This is a genomic window from Flavobacterium sp. (assembly GCF_043760115.1).
Taxonomy (GTDB): domain Bacteria; phylum Bacteroidota; class Bacteroidia; order Flavobacteriales; family Flavobacteriaceae; genus Flavobacterium.
Genome location: NZ_JAYUPK010000155.1, coordinates 1 through 15,257, shown reverse-complemented (window position 1 = coordinate 15,257; position 15,257 = coordinate 1). Strand labels below are relative to the sequence as shown.

The window sequence follows — 15,257 nt, the reverse complement described above, 5'->3', positions numbered from 1 at the left end:
TTATGAATATTTTTTCAATAATTACCATAAATTATAATGACAAATTTGGTCTTGAAAAGACTATTAAAAGTGTAGTAAATCAAGATTATAAAGATTTTGAGTTTATTATAATTGATGGTGGTAGCACTGATGGAAGTGTTTCAGTTATTGAAAATTATCAATCTCAAATTCAATATTGTATTAGTGAAAAAGATTCAGGTGTTTATAATGCTATGAATAAAGGAATAAAAGTTGCAAATGGAGAGTTTGTACTTTTTATGAATAGTGGCGATATTTTTAACAATAATAATGTTTTAACACAAGTTATTCCTCATTTAAATAAAGATTATGACATTTATTATGGCGATAATTATAAAGTTAAGAATGAACATAAAAGAAAAAAAACCTATCCAGAAAAATTGTCTTTTTCTTTCTTTTATTCAAGTTCAATCAATCATCAATCTACATTTATAAGAAAAAAATTATTTCATAAATATTTTTTTTATAACGAAGAATATAAAATCGCATCAGATTGGGAGTTTTTTATTTATACAATATGTAAAATGAATGTACCATATAAATATCTTGGTGTAACAATTTGTGATTATGATTTTACAGGAATTTCTTCGTCGGACAAATTTAGAAACCTATCAAAAGAAGAAAAAGCAACAACTATTAAAAAATATTTTCCTTTATTTGAAAAGGATTATGAAAGTTTACCCCTGTTGACCTCAAAACGCATTCAGCAGGTTGTTCATATCCAGAAGTTTCCAATGGCTTGGAAAGTGCTAAAGGCATTCATAACTGTGATTCTTATATTCATTTCAAAATTAAAACGATGAAAAAAATTCAAGTAGGATTTCTAATGTCTTATGACTATGAATTGTTAAAAAAATCAATTCCACCAGTTTATGAACTTGCTGACACTATTTTTTTAGCATTAGATCATAAAAAGCGAACTTGGTCAGGAAATTATTTTGAGGTTGATACTAGTTTTTATAAATGGATAAAAGAAATAGACGTCAAGAATAAAATTGAAATTTATGAAGACGATTTTTACGTTTCATCTCTTGAAGGAATGCAAAATGATACTCGCGAACGTTTTATGTTGGCCAATAAAATGGGAATTGGAAATTGGTTAATTCAAGTTGATTCGGATGAAATTTTTATTGATTTTAAAAAATTTGTTAAAAAATTAAGAAAATATGATTCTTTTTTAGATAATCCTAAAAGTAATCCTATTCAATTTGCCGGTTTTCATATTAATGTTTACAAGTATTTAGATGAAGGAATGTTATATATAAATAAGCCAACAAAACTTCTTTTAGCAACTAATTATCCCAATTATAAATATGCTAAAAATACTAAATCTAGAATTATATATGATGACACTTATATTCTTCATGAAGGTTTGGCTCGTACAGAAGAAGAATTGTTATTAAAATTAGACAATTGGAGTCATAAACATGATATTAATGCCACTTTTTTAGAAAAATGGAGAATGGCAAATAAAGATAATTATCATGAAATTAAAGATGTTTTCTATTTAGATGCTTCCATTTGGCCTGAACTTGGCTATTTTCCTACTTCAAATTTAGATGCTATTAAGGAAATGCTTTATGATGATTCAAGTTTAGCTATTTCTAAAACTAAAATACTATCAAAAAACTTTGGACAATGGTTTAAACATTTATTCAAAAAAAAGAAATCATATTTCGAACCTTATTTTATTAAACATTCATGAAACCAACTACTGCTTTATTAATTTCAACTTACAATTGGACTGAAGCGCTCACAGTTGTATTAACAAGTGTTTTAAAGCAAACTGTATTGGTTGATGAAATTTTAATTGCAGATGATGGCTCTCTTTCTGAAACAAAATTAATTATTGAAGAGTTTAAAAAACTATCTTCTGTGCCAATTATTCATTTTTGGCAAGAAGATAAAGGATTTAGAAAATCAAAAATTCTTAATAAAGCAATTATTGGTTCTAATGTGGATTATATAATTCAAGTTGATGGAGATTGTATTTTGCATCCAAAATTTGTAGAAGACCATTTAGCATCGCTTGAAAAAGGCATTTATCTTTACGGTTCAAGAGTAAATATACTACCCAATTTTGTTTCCAAAGTTTTAAAACAAAAAATTACTTATTTTACTATTTTTTCCAAAGAGATAAAAAACAAAACAAGAACTATTCATTTTAGATTTTTAGCTAATTTTAGTAAATCCCATTATTCTATATCAAGTAAGTTTAGGGGTTGCAATGTATCTTTTTGGAAATCAGATTTCATAGCGGTTAATGGTTATAATGAAGATTATGAAGGATGGGGAAGAGAAGATTCAGATTTAGTAATTCGTATGGGAAATAATGGTATAAAAGCGAAGCGACTAAGGTATACAGGAATTGTTTATCATATTTATCATAAAATAAATTCTAAGCATAATTTTGAATTAAATGATAAAATTCAAAATCAAACAATTGAAAATAAAGTGACTTTTATTAAAAATGGAGTAGATAAGTATATTTAATTCAATCAATTTTTCTATACTTCATCCACAATTGCAAGTATCTTTTAAATACCGAAAATGAATGAACATAAGCCAAAATAAATCCTTCTTTACCATCTAAAATACCAAGCCGAAAGTAAAATTGCCATATAAAACGGTACAAAGGTCTAAAGAAAAAGTGATAACAATTGGGCTTTATTTTTTGTAAATATAAATTTTCTGCTTGTAACTTGCTATATAAATTAAGCTTATCGTTATAATTATCAAAGTTTTTATAACTATAATGATTTAATCCATTTTTAAAAATTCCAATTTTTCCAATTGCAGCAACTTCTTCGTGAACTAAATTACCATTGTATTTGCAATATTTTTTATTAAACAATCGTACCGCTTTATCCTTTTGCCAACCACCATATTTTATTCTTTTTCCTAAAAAAAAGAAATTTCTTTTTACATAATAGGCAACTTTGTTATTAGGATTTTGAACAGCTTGTATAATTTCTTTTTCTAAATCTTTTGTAATTATTTCATCTAAATCAAAAAATACAATCCAATCATTTTTAGCTTTACTAATAGCAAAATTTCTTTGACTAGAAAAATTTTCGAAATCTTTATTTATAATTGTAATATTGTATTTACTTGCAATTGAGATAGTTGCGTCTGTACTTTTAGAATCTACCAAAATGATTTCATCGGCAAACGAAAGACTTTCAATATATCTTTCAATATTTTCTTCTTCATTAAATGAAATTGCAAGTGCAGTTATTTTGGGCAAAATAGTATTTTCAGACATAGATTATGTTCAAATATCTAGCAAATATAGTACATTTACATTTATTTTATAAGAAATTATTCTTACGAAAATGTAATTTTTAAAATAACCACAAGTGGCTAGATTACCAATTTTAATGTATCACAATGTTGTTACCAATTCTAGTTTGAGTTTTGGTTTATCCATTTGTACAGAAAAATTTGAAGAGCAATTAAAGTATTTACAATCTAAAAAGTATACTTCTTTTTTTGTTTCAGAACTTGAAAATCGAACTGAAATTCCCCAAAAAAGTATAGTATTAACCTTTGATGATGTTACTGAAAATCAATTGTCTAATGCTGTTTTATTATTAGAAAAATACAATTTTAAAGCTACTTTTTTTATACCATTTTCATACATTGGAAAAACTGATTTGTGGAATAAAGATGTTAATTATTCTCCTGAAAAAATCATGACAATTGAGCAATTAAAATCTTTAGATTCTAATTTTATTGAGTTGGCACACCATTCATTTGAACATAAAAAATACTCTGAATTATCTGTTGAAGAAATTCAAACAGATTTTGATAATAGTTTTAAAACTATATCTGATAATAATTTAAAAGTATATGCTGCGTTGGCTTATCCTTATGGAAACTATCCTAAAAAAGGAGTTGAAAAAGCTAATTTTTTTCAAATTTTAGAACAAAATAATATAAAATTTGCCTTTAGAATTGGTAATAGAGTTAATAAATTTCCATTTAAAGATAAATTTGAAATTATGCGAATTGATGTGAAAGGTGAAGAAAGTTTGACAAAGTTTAAACTTAAATTAAAGTTTGGTAAACTTAAATTATTTTAATTTTTTATCTATTAAAATCATTTTTACATATCTAGAAAATACTCCATAAGCATCAATATATGCTACTGCAAGTCCTGGAATTCCATCAAGAAAACCTCTTCTAATAATATAGGTATGAAAAAATCTGTAAAAAGGTTTAAAAATTAAATGAAAGTAGGTTGCTTTTTTGTTTTTATCGGTTTCCATTTTTGCTTGAAACCAAGCATAAGAATCTTTCTTTTTAATATAATGAAACAAACCTTTATAGGTGTAATGCAACATAAAATTCTTTAAAATTCCAACTGTTCCTTTATGAATTAATTTCTCATGAACCAATCCTTCAAAATATACAGAATCATTTTTAACCAGTCTAACTACTTTATTTTCTGTGTGATATAAAAATCTATTCATATAAAAATGAGGAAAACGAATTTTATAAGCTTCGTTTTTAGGTTTTTCTATTGTATCTAGAATTTCAATCTTTAATCTTTCAGTAACTCGTTCATCTGCATCTAAAAATAATATCCAATCACTTTTAGCATGATTAATTGCTGCATTTTTTTGATTAGAAAAATTATCAAATTTTCGTTTTATAATTTCACAATTGTAGGTAGAAGCAATTTCTAATGTTTTATCATCGCTAAAAGAATCTACTATAACTATTTGATTTGCAAACGAAACCGACTCAAGACAATCCTTGATGTAATTTTCTTCGTTATAAGTAGGAATGATAACAGTTATAGTTTGCATAGCCATTTTGGTGTACATCAAACATAAAAAAAATATTTTATCTTTGCAACGTAATGAAGAAAGATATTTCAATAATTATTAGTACTTATAATTCACCAAATTGGTTGACCAAAGTTTTGTATGGTTACAACACACAAACCTTTAGAAATTTTGAAGTTATTATTGCCGATGATGGATCAGATAATCGAACAAAAGAGTGTATTGATAAACTTAGAAAAGAAGTTTTTTTTGACATAATTCACGTTTGGCATGAAGACAATGGTTTTCAAAAAACAATAATTTTAAATAAAGCAATTTTATCTACTACAACCAGTTATATTTTAATGTCTGATGGAGATTGTATACCAAGAGAAGATTTTGTAGAGCAACACATTAAATTTAGAGAAGAAGGTCATTTTATTTCTGGTGGATATTTTAAATTGCCATTAGAATTGTCTAATAAAATTGATAAAAAATCTATTTATTCTGGTAAATGTTTTGAGCTTGATTGGTTAAAAAATAACGGAATTAAACCATCTTTTAAGAATAATAAAATTGCTGCTAATGGTTTAAGAAGTTGGTTTTTAAATCTTGTAACACCAACAACACCAAGCTGGAATGGTCATAATGCATCGGGTTGGAAACAAGATTTTCTATCTGTAAATGGTTTTGACGAACGTATGCAATATGGTGGAGAAGATAGAGAATTTGGAGAACGATTGGTAAATTTTGGCATTAAACCCAAACAAATTAGATATTCTACAGTTTGCATACATTTAGATCACGAACGTGGTTATGTAAAACCAGAAATGATTGAAAAAAACTTAAAAATTAGAATAGAAACTAAAAAGCTTAATAAAACTTGGACCGAGTTTGGAATTAAAAAAGAGTTACAAGAACAATTGTAATGCAAAAGCATTTTTTTCTTCTTTACTTATCGAGAATGTAATTGAATTTTCGTTTTTAAATTCAGAAATTTTAATAATTTCATTTAATGAAATTTCTTTTAAATAATTCATTTCTAAGGTTTTAATTGATTTTTTTTCAATAATTTCAAAAAAAATAGTATCTAAACACCATTCTAAATATTTTACACTATTGGCATGATTTACAATATCTAAATCTGACAGAACAACCTTTTTAGTAGCAACAAGAACATCACAATTAGTACTATCAATTCTAGAAAATCTATTTTCTGTTGCAAAATCATTTGGAAATTTTTCAAAATGTGCATTTGGTAATTCTAAATTTTCTGGTCTTCTTGAATTGGTGTTAAAAACTACCCAAAAAGTTTCGCAACCTACAATTTTTTCATCACCAAGATACATTTCTAAACAACGAATTGAACGAGAATTTTCTAAAGAATTTATCCAAGTTTTTACGGTAATTGTATCATTCCATTTAGGAAGTTTTTTAATTTCGACTCTCATTTTACTTAAAACCCAAGCTTGATTGTGTACTTGCATATCGCTAAAACTTATGCCGCCAAGTTCGGCATGTGTTCCTGCTGTAAGTTGTAAAATGTTACATAAATCTGTATATTTTAAAAAACCATTTGGATAACATTGTAAAAAATTAATTTTCCAATCTTGTGATAGTATTGATGTGAAGTTTTTAGAAATTGGCATTAAAATTTATTATAATTATTTAAATAATGTTGCTCCAAGTTTTAGTTGAACTTGATTTGAATTATCAAAAAAAGATATAAAATCAGTATTTGTATTAACTTTATATTTGGTGTATCTGTAATCTATTCCAACAAAAAATGCTATATTATTGTTGATTTTATAGGATAAATTAGAACCTAAATAAAAGCTAGTACCAGTTTGTTTACCAAATTTTTCTTTTCCAGTTCTTTGATTTAGAGTAGCTTGTCCAATTCCGATGAGTGGTTCAATTCTAAATTTAGATTTTAAATCTTGATAATAAATTAGTTTTAGATTTAAAAATGTTGCATTAGTATTTTTAATGTTTCCTCCCAAAGAGTTATTTGTAACCTGATGTTTTACAAATTCTCCGCCATAACCTAAACCAAAATTATAAACTTTAAACAATACAAGTTGAGTTCCAATTCCAATTAAATAGGGTTTATTGGCTTTTGCTAAAAAATTATTACCAAAATTATTAGTTTGAATTCCATAAACCGAAAATTCAGTTGCAAAGTTGAATACTTTATTAGAATTTTCGTTTTGACTTTGAGCAAAAACTGAAAAATTAAACAGTAGCAGTATAAATATTTTCTTCATTTTATAGTAAAATTTAATAATCTAAAGTATAATTTACATTATCTTCATTAATTTGAATGCTTTGTTGAAGTGTTACTGAAAGATTAGAATTTAAATTTAAAACATCATATTCTAAAAGTACAGTTTGATTTTTAGCTACTTGACCAACAAAATAATCAGTGTAAAATTGATTTTCAGAATTTAAAAAAGGATTATAGGATACAACTTTAGAAGCATCATTTCCAATTATTTTTAATCTGGTAATTCTGTTTTGAAAATTCACTAAATTTAAAGTAATATTTAAATCTACTATGTTTAGAGTTTTAAAAAGTTTAACTGTTCCTATATCTAATGTATAATCTATAAAATCTTTGCGTAGAATTTTATCAAACATTTTTGCTTGAAAAGTATTGGATTGATCTATTAAAATAGAATTTTCATTTTCATTAGTAGATGCTGGACTTACCATTAAAAATTCGCCATTAAAATTAGTTTTATTTGAAGAAATTACATTATAATCTCCAGCAATTGGTGGAATAATAATTGCGCCAGGATTACTGTAAATTATGTTGACAATACTAACAGTAATGTTTGGAATAGGTTGATTATTTTCGTCAACAATTCTGCCCTTAGTTATTAATTTTGTTTCTCCATCATACTGCAATACACAACCTGAAAATAAGATTAATGTTAATAAATATATAGTAGTTTTTTTCACTTTTTTCTTTAAAGATGCAATTATTTTATAATGGTTGCGTTAAGAAATTATAATTTTTTCAATTTTATTTATAATAGTTTCTTTATCAGCTTCATAATCAAACCAAATTGAATTTTCTGTTCTTTTAAACCAAGTTAATTGTCGTTTAGAAAATCGTCTTGTATTTTTTTTAATTTCTTCTATAGCAAATTCTAATGAAATTTCATTTTCAAAATATTGAAACAATTCTCTATATCCAACTGTTTGCAATGCATTTAAATTTTTATTAGGATGCAATTTTTTTGCTTCATCAATCAAACCTTCACTAATCATAGTGTCTACACGTTGGTTTATTCTGTCGTAAATAATTTCTCTATTTGCGTCGAGTCCAATAATTATTGATGTAAAATTTCTTTTATTTTTTTCTTTATTTAAAAAAGAAGAATAGGGTTTATTTGACGATAGGCAAACTTCTACAAATCGCATCATTCTATGAGGATTTTGTAATGTTTGAGGATTTTGGGTTGATAATTCTTCTAAATAATTTGCGTCTAACTCTTTAAGTTTTTCTTGAAGATATTCGATACCCAACTTTTCATAATTTTCTCTAACTTCTTCTCGAATAGGTAAATCAACTTCTGGAAAATTGTCTAAACCTTTTAAAACTGCATCAACATATAAACCAGAACCGCCAACCAGTATTTGAATATTATTTTTTAAAAACAGTTTATCTAATTTTGAAATTGCTTCTTTTTCAAAATCGCCAACGGTATAATTTTCAAATATTGATTTATTTTGAATGAAATGATGATTCGCTGATGCCAATTCTTCATTGCTTGGAACTGCTGTACCAATTTTCATTTCTCTATAAAATTGTCTGCTGTCACAAGATATTATTTCGCATTTATAATGTTTCGCTAATGCAATGCTTAAGGAAGTTTTTCCTATTGCTGTTGGTCCGATTATGGTTATTAAATAATTCAAATAGTGTAATTTATGCGATTGTTGTAGCCCAGAGAGAAATGAAAAGCATTTTATTGAAGAATTCTATTTTTTGTTGTGCTAAAAAAGCGACCTAAGAAGCTCTTTTTAGTGCATACAAAAAAAGAATTATTGATAAAATCTTGAAATGTATAGCTGGAAATAGCTCTTAAAAAAATTAAAATTTTATAATTTTTAAATACTTACTTTTTCGTATAAAACTTTGAATAATATTTTTAGAATCTCTATTGTTTTCCATTTTAATTATGATGTTTTTTAAGATAGAAATGTTGTTTATTTGATAGTTTAAATCATAGAAACAATATCCCTTAAATAGGCCATTTTCTATAAAAACTGCGCTTCGTTCGTTTACGTTTCTTCCTCTATCTACAAGCAACATTGTGGCGTTTTCTATGGTGTTTTCGTTAATAAATTCGGTTACTTTTTCGTTGTAAATTGTGGTAGATTCTTTGCCAATGCAAGCGCCATTGCATTCTTTTATTTTATGTTGAAAACATTCGTTTTTACTATCGGATAAATTTGTAAATTTTTGACATAAATTATAATGAGATGTTATAAGGTGCAAAAAATTTTGTGCTTCTGTAATTGATGAAAATAGCGTAATTTCTTTTTTTCGACCATCAATTCTTTGAATATCAAGTGTAAAATATCCTTCTTTATTTATATTTTTGTATAAACCAATATGAAAATTGGTTTTTTGTAATGATTTGTTAAACAGTGGTTTATTAATTTTTATTTCTTGACTTTCTTTTAAAAGCGCAATTAATTCTGATCCAGTTTCGTCATATGTAACGGCAAATATTTGTCGTTGAATTTTTTTACATTTACTTGTTGTACCAATTAAATGTTGGTTTACACGTTTTTTTATATTTTTACTTTTACCAATATAAATAATATTATTTTGATTATCGTGGATGTAATAAACGCCAGTTTTAGATGGTAATTGGTCAAGAATATCTCTAAATTTAGGTGCAATTCCTTTTTGAATGTCATATTTTACAAATTCTCGGACTATTGTTTTTTCTAAATCTTTTTCTAATAATATTTTAAAAAGTTTTACGGTTGCCATTGCATCGCCACTTGCTCTGTGTCTGTCAGCCATTGGAATTCCTAATGCTCGCACCAATTTTCCTAAACTGTGTGATGGTTGTTCTGGCAATAATCGTTGCGATAATGCTACGGTACAAAGATTTTTAGCATTAAATTCATAACCCAATCTGCGAAATTCTGTGCATAGAATTCGATAGTCAAAAACGGCATTGTGAGCAACAATTATGCAATCTTGAGTTATTTCTATAATTCGTTTGGCAACTTCGTGAAACTTTGGTGCCAAACGTAACATTTCATTATTGATTCCTGTAAGTTTTACAACAAATGGTTGTATGGGAATTTCTGGATTTACCAAGCTAATAAACTGATCTACAATTTCGTGTCCATCGAATTTGTAAATAGCTATTTCGGTAATTCCTTCTTCGTTGAATTGTCCTCCAGTGGTTTCTATGTCTAGTATTGCGTACATTTTCAATGTCAATTACAATTACAATATCAAAAATCAATCTCAAAAACAATATCAATAATTAAATTTTAAAAATTGAATTTTGCAATTGATATTATAATTGATATTGAAAAATTATTGTTTGTTAATAATCATTTTTGAAGCAATAGCAATTAATTCTTCTATTTCGATAAGAAGTAAATTTCTAATAATTTCATTTCCTTCTTTAATGTAATTCAATATTTTTAAAGAGTTTCTAGATTCTTTTAATTCTTTAACTACTAATTTTAATTTAAAAATAAAATCTTTATTAGTTATTGTACCTTGTGCTTCTCCAAAATTTAATGAAGAACTTCCAGAAGATCTAATTAACTGATTTTTGTAATACTCATTTTCAAATGATTTATTTAAATTTCTTGTAAAGAAAATACATTCTCCAGCAAAACGAACTAATCTATCTTCAAAATTGAAAATTTTATCACTGAAAATATTATATTCTTCCATTTTTATTTTTTTTAAATTGATTTTTTGATTTTGTATTGCAATTGATTTTTGAAATTTTTATCTTCCTCCAAAGATACTACTTCCAATTCGAACCATTGTACTACCGCATTCAATTGCCAATTTATAATCGCCAGACATTCCCATTGAAAGAGTGTTCAGTTGGCAGTTTTCAGTTTTCAGTTCAATTGCATTGGACTTTAGTCCGATGTTTTTAAGTTTGTCAAAAATTGATTTCAAATATTTAAATTCTTTTTTTATTTGATTTTGATTATTTGTAAATGTTGCCATTCCCATTAATCCAACAATTTTTATATTGTTCAGTTGACTGTCACACTGAGCGCAGTCGAAGTGTTGTTTCAGAATCTCATTCAATTCTTTTTCGTCCAACCCAAATTTTGTTTCTTCTTCTGCAATGTGAATTTGAACAAGACAATCAATAATTCTATTGTATTTTTTTGCTTGTTTGTTTATTTCTTCTAGTAATTTTAAACTATCAACGCCGTGAATCAAGCTTACATATTCTGCCATAAATTTCACTTTATTGGTTTGTACGTGACCAATCATATGCCATTGAATATCTTTGGGCATTTCTTGCCATTTATCAGTCATTTCTTGAATTTTATTTTCTCCAAAAATGCGTTGACCAGCGTTGTATGCTTCCATTAAATCACTAACTGGTTTGGTTTTAGAAACCGCGACCAATGTTACGTTACTTGGAATTTGGGATTTTATTTGGGATAGGTTTTGAGTTATTGACATTATAAAAAAGTGTTCAGTATTCAGTTATTAGTAATCAGTTTTAAAACTTCTAAAATTAAAAATCGTTAATCTTCCATCTTTAATCTTCCAATTTACAACTCATATATCACCAATCCACTTCTAAACTTAGGTTCAATATAAGTACTTTTTGGAGGCATTATTAAGTTATTGTCTGCTAATGCTTTAATTTCTGAAATATCAGACGGAAACAACATAAATCCTACTTCATATTCGCCTTCGTCAACCAATTCTTTTATAGTTAAAATTGATTGTTTTCCAGGAATGTATTCAATGCGTTCATCGTTTCGTAAATCTTCAATTCCTAAAATGGGTTGTAAAACTTTATCATATAATATTTGAGCATCTAGATTTTCAAGGATGTTTTCTCTCGACTGCGCTCGAGATGACAAATCCGATATAGAATTACTTTGTTTGTAAAATAATGCATAAAAATCGCCAGCAAGATACATTCCAAATTCAAACTTACTTTGTGGTTTCCAAAGTTCTTGTTCTTTGGTTTTAATTATAAAATTTTGAGCCAATTTTTTAAGAAAATTTTCTTTAGAATTGCCATTCAAATCACGAATGATTCTATTAAATTCATAAATTTTTACATTACTTTCTGCAATTAAAAAACTCATAAAATAATTTAGGTTTTGGTTTCCCAAATGCTTGTCTTCATCATATAATAATTCAGCCGAAGCGGATCGGTGATGACCATCAGCAATATATAATTCTGGAATGTTTTCAAATTGTTTTTGTAACCAAGTAATTTCTGTATCACTTTCTATTTTCCAAAGTGTATGTTTTTCTTTATTAGTTGTAGAAAAATCATAAATAGGTTGTTCTTTTTTCTTTTCAGAAATCCAATTATTTATTTCTAAATTATCTGGATAAGTTATTAAAACAGGTTCAGTATTAAAACTAGTTTGATGTAAATAATCTTTAAATAATTCTACCCGATATTGCAATGTGTCTTCGTGTTTTTTTATGACATTATTTTTATAATCTTCAATTGATGTTCCTGCAATAATGCCAATAAAAGTATTATTTTTTGTCTGAATTTGATACAAATAAAACACAGCTTTATCTTCTTGCAAAAACACATTATCGTTTTTAAAATCTTGATATTTATGCGCAACACCTTTAAAACGTTTGTCTAAAGTAATTTTTTGCGAATGAACAAATGCAGGATTTATAACGTGTAAAAACGAGTACGGATTAAAATTTAGCCACGAAGCCAATTCGGCTTGACTGTAATCATCGTAGTTTCTACAAGTTACCAAACCAATTTTATCTGGCGTTGGTCGAACTGCTTTAAATGGAATTATTTTACTCATTTTTAATTAGTGTTCAGTGTTCAGTGTTCAGTGTTCAGTGTTCAGTTTTCAATATTTAGAATTTGCTAACTGTTTACTGAAAAACTGAGCACTATTTTAAAAATTGCTTAGCAATTTTCTCTGCTTTTTTACTTTCAGCGTAATCATAAAAACCTTCACCAGATTTTACACCTAGTTTTCCAGCCATAACCATATTTACTAAAAGTGGGCAAGGAGCATATTTTGGATTTTTAAAACCATCGTACATTACATTTAAAATAGAAAGACAAACGTCAAGTCCAATAAAATCTGCTAATTGTAATGGTCCCATTGGATGTCCCATTCCGAGTTTCATAACAGTATCAATTTCTTGAACGCCAGCAACTTTATTGTATAATGTTTCTATAGCTTCGTTAATCATTGGCATTAAAATTCTGTTGGCTACAAATCCAGGATAATCATTAACTTCTGTTGGAGTTTTTTCAAGTTTTTCGGATAAATCCATTATAGTTTTGATTACTTCATTAGATGTAGAATAGCCACGAATAATTTCTACCAATTTCATAATTGGAACCGGATTCATAAAATGCATTCCAATAACACGTTCTGGATGAACTACTTGTGCAGCAATTTGAGTAATAGAAATTGATGAAGTATTTGTTGCCAAAATCACATTATGATCGCAAACTTCGCTTAATTGCTTAAAGATATTTAGTTTTAATGTTACATTTTCGGTTGCAGCTTCAACTACTAAATCTGTTCCTGTTACACCATCTTTAATGTCAGTGTAAGTTATTATATTTCCAATGGTTTTGTGTTTGTCTTCTTCGGTAATAGTTCCTTTTGTGACCATTCTGTCCAAGTTGGAAGCAATAGTTACCATTCCTTTTTCGAGTGATTTTTCAGAAATATCTATTAATTTTACGGTAAAACCGCTTTGAGCAAAAGTATGAGCAATTCCGTTGCCCATTGTTCCTGCTCCAATTACTGCTATTGTTTTCATTGTATTTTTTTAGTTTGTATGTTTTAAAATTTCTATTTCTTTTCTAATTTCGGTCAATAATTGTTCTTCGGTTGGAAGATATAATTGATACTGACTTGCCAAAATTGAATTGTTATTTTCTGGTAATGAATATTTTACAACTGCGTCATTTTTATCTGCACAAAGTAAAATTCCAATAGTTGGTTTTTCGTGAGCTACTTTTTCTACTCTATCATAATAATTAACATACATTTGAAGTTGACCTAAATCTTCGTGAGTTAACTTGTGAGTTTTTATTTCAAATAACACAAAACATTGGAGTAAACGATTATAAAAAACCAAATCAATAAAAAATTCATCACCATCAAGATGAATTCTTTTTTGACGAGAAACAAATGAAAATCCGTTACCTAACTCTAAAAGAAAATCTTGAAGATTGGAAATTATTGCTTGTTCAAAATCTTTTTCGTAATATGTACTTTCTCTTTGTAATCCTAAAAATTCTAATATTAATGGATCTTTTATAATTTCATTTGGATTGGTTGGTATAACTTCATTTCTTGCGACAGCCAAGACACTTTCTTTGTCATTGCTTAATAGTAATCTTTCAAATAATTGACTGTTTATTTGTCGTTCCATTTGACGAACTGACCAATTGTTTTTTGTTGTTTCAGCTATATAATATTCTCTTTTATCCTCATTATCAATACGTAATAATAATCTGTAATGTGTCCAACTCAATTGCGAACGCAGTGAGTTCGCAATTGGAAATGTTCTGTAAAATTGACGCATCAATTCTAATTGTCTATAAGAAAATCCGCTTCCAAATTCAGGTTGAAGTTCTTCGGATAAATATTTTATTAAATAATTGCCATAATCTGCTCTGTCTTTTCCTTCTTGTTCTTCATTAAAAATTCGTTCGCCAATATGCCAATACATGACTGTTCTATAATGGTCTACAGAACGAATTGCTCCATCTTTAGCTTTAGCAATTAAAGATTTAATTTCGAGAATTATGTTTTGGGAAAGGTTCATTATATAACTATCGGTTTTATTTTATTTAATTTCTACGTTTAGCATATCTTTTATTTCTGAGACAAATCCTGAATTTGTTGATCCTAAATCTTTAAATCTTTTTTTTATTTCTAATGATAAATCAATAAAATTGTTATGATATTGGTTGGAAATTTTAGCAATTTTTTTATTGTTTTGTATCAAATATATGTAATTATAATTTCCAAAATTTGTTTTAACGACTGAAGTTTGGAACCCTTCAATTTCAATATTTTTAAACGTTATAGTCTTACCAAAACCAAAAAATCTACATATTGAAATTGAATCTAAATTAAATTTAAAATAAATTATTTGAGTTATATATTTAGCTTCTGTATTATTTGATTTTGATAAATAGGCATTTCTTTCATCATTCTTTCAATTGTCTTGTGAAATATAGTTTCTTTGAA

Annotated in this window: 18 protein-coding genes; 5 read left to right on the top strand and 13 right to left on the bottom strand. The window is 26.8% G+C overall.

Features of this window, described 5'->3' with window-relative positions; translation table 11 throughout:
- Positions 1-2 precede the first annotated feature (2 nt).
- The 3 genes from ACH2BC_RS13395 to ACH2BC_RS13385 are packed head-to-tail and all read left to right on the top strand — an operon-like array spanning position 3 to position 2,511.
- Positions 3-821: a glycosyltransferase family 2 protein gene (locus ACH2BC_RS13395; protein ID WP_395054512.1), complete on the top strand. Its 819-nt coding sequence runs from the start codon at positions 3-5 to the stop codon at positions 819-821.
- Positions 818-1,723, top strand: a complete 906-nt coding sequence (locus ACH2BC_RS13390) for a hypothetical protein (RefSeq protein WP_395054511.1) — start codon at positions 818-820, stop codon at positions 1,721-1,723. The genes ACH2BC_RS13395 and ACH2BC_RS13390 overlap by 4 nt, the downstream gene beginning before the upstream one ends.
- Positions 1,720-2,511 carry a glycosyltransferase family 2 protein gene (locus ACH2BC_RS13385; RefSeq protein WP_395054510.1) on the top strand — a complete coding sequence of 264 codons (792 nt, stop codon included), beginning with the start codon at positions 1,720-1,722 and terminating at the stop codon, positions 2,509-2,511. The genes ACH2BC_RS13390 and ACH2BC_RS13385 overlap by 4 nt, the downstream gene beginning before the upstream one ends.
- Position 2,512: 1 nt before the next feature.
- Here the strand turns inward: ACH2BC_RS13385 and ACH2BC_RS13380 are convergent, their stop codons facing one another.
- Positions 2,513-3,283: a glycosyltransferase family 2 protein gene (locus ACH2BC_RS13380; protein WP_395054509.1), complete on the bottom strand. Its 771-nt coding sequence runs from the start codon at positions 3,281-3,283 to the stop codon at positions 2,513-2,515.
- Between the two features lie 94 nt (positions 3,284-3,377).
- Between ACH2BC_RS13380 and ACH2BC_RS13375 the strand changes: the two genes are divergently transcribed.
- A complete protein-coding gene (locus tag ACH2BC_RS13375; RefSeq protein ID WP_395054508.1) occupies positions 3,378-4,103 on the top strand; it encodes a polysaccharide deacetylase family protein in 726 nt (241 codons plus the stop codon).
- Here ACH2BC_RS13375 and ACH2BC_RS13370 read toward each other — a convergent pair.
- The gene (locus ACH2BC_RS13370; protein ID WP_395054507.1) at positions 4,095-4,832 is read right to left on the bottom strand and encodes a glycosyltransferase family 2 protein; all 738 of its coding nucleotides are present in this window, start codon (positions 4,830-4,832) and stop codon (positions 4,095-4,097) included. The two genes, ACH2BC_RS13375 and ACH2BC_RS13370, sit on opposite strands and share 9 nt — an antisense overlap.
- Before the next feature lie 53 nt (positions 4,833-4,885).
- Between ACH2BC_RS13370 and ACH2BC_RS13365 the strand changes: the two genes are divergently transcribed.
- Entirely contained in the window at positions 4,886-5,719 is an 834-nt protein-coding gene (locus ACH2BC_RS13365) for a glycosyltransferase family 2 protein (RefSeq protein WP_395054506.1), read from the top strand.
- Here the strand turns inward: ACH2BC_RS13365 and ACH2BC_RS13360 are convergent.
- The 11 genes from ACH2BC_RS13360 to ACH2BC_RS13310 all read right to left on the bottom strand — a co-directional run bounded on the left by ACH2BC_RS13360 (position 5,702) and on the right by ACH2BC_RS13310 (position 15,012).
- A complete protein-coding gene (locus tag ACH2BC_RS13360) occupies positions 5,702-6,439 on the bottom strand; it encodes an acyl-[acyl-carrier-protein] thioesterase (RefSeq protein ID WP_395054505.1) in 738 nt (245 codons plus the stop codon). The genes ACH2BC_RS13365 and ACH2BC_RS13360 overlap by 18 nt on opposite strands.
- Before the next feature lie 15 nt (positions 6,440-6,454).
- Positions 6,455-7,057 (bottom strand): hypothetical protein, encoded by a 603-nt coding sequence (locus ACH2BC_RS13355; protein WP_395054504.1) that lies wholly within the window; start codon positions 7,055-7,057, stop codon positions 6,455-6,457.
- 13 nt (positions 7,058-7,070) lie between these two features.
- Positions 7,071-7,754, bottom strand: coding sequence for a hypothetical protein (locus tag ACH2BC_RS13350; RefSeq protein WP_395054503.1), 684 nt, complete (start codon positions 7,752-7,754; stop codon positions 7,071-7,073).
- Positions 7,755-7,793: 39 nt separating this feature from the next.
- The gene (gene miaA, locus ACH2BC_RS13345) at positions 7,794-8,717 is read right to left on the bottom strand and encodes a tRNA (adenosine(37)-N6)-dimethylallyltransferase MiaA (protein ID WP_395054502.1); all 924 of its coding nucleotides are present in this window, start codon (positions 8,715-8,717) and stop codon (positions 7,794-7,796) included.
- Between the two features lie 175 nt (positions 8,718-8,892).
- Positions 8,893-10,254, bottom strand: coding sequence for an exonuclease domain-containing protein (locus ACH2BC_RS13340; RefSeq protein WP_395054501.1), 1,362 nt, complete (start codon positions 10,252-10,254; stop codon positions 8,893-8,895).
- A gap of 111 nt (positions 10,255-10,365) precedes the next feature.
- Positions 10,366-10,734, bottom strand: coding sequence for a four helix bundle protein (locus ACH2BC_RS13335; protein ID WP_395054500.1), 369 nt, complete (start codon positions 10,732-10,734; stop codon positions 10,366-10,368).
- A 57-nt stretch (positions 10,735-10,791) separates the two neighbouring features.
- Positions 10,792-11,493: a YggS family pyridoxal phosphate-dependent enzyme gene (locus ACH2BC_RS13330; RefSeq protein ID WP_395054499.1), complete on the bottom strand. Its 702-nt coding sequence runs from the start codon at positions 11,491-11,493 to the stop codon at positions 10,792-10,794.
- 92 nt (positions 11,494-11,585) lie between these two features.
- On the bottom strand, positions 11,586-12,833 hold the full coding sequence (locus tag ACH2BC_RS13325) for a DUF1015 domain-containing protein (protein ID WP_395054498.1): 1,248 nt from the start codon (positions 12,831-12,833) through the stop codon (positions 11,586-11,588).
- A 91-nt stretch (positions 12,834-12,924) separates the two neighbouring features.
- A complete protein-coding gene (locus tag ACH2BC_RS13320; RefSeq protein ID WP_395054497.1) occupies positions 12,925-13,815 on the bottom strand; it encodes a 3-hydroxyacyl-CoA dehydrogenase family protein in 891 nt (296 codons plus the stop codon).
- A gap of 9 nt (positions 13,816-13,824) precedes the next feature.
- On the bottom strand, positions 13,825-14,829 hold the full coding sequence (locus tag ACH2BC_RS13315; protein WP_395054496.1) for a YhcG family protein: 1,005 nt from the start codon (positions 14,827-14,829) through the stop codon (positions 13,825-13,827).
- Positions 14,830-14,850: 21 nt separating this feature from the next.
- On the bottom strand, positions 14,851-15,012 hold the full coding sequence (locus tag ACH2BC_RS13310; RefSeq protein ID WP_395054495.1) for a hypothetical protein: 162 nt from the start codon (positions 15,010-15,012) through the stop codon (positions 14,851-14,853).
- Positions 15,013-15,257: the final 245 nt, after the last annotated feature.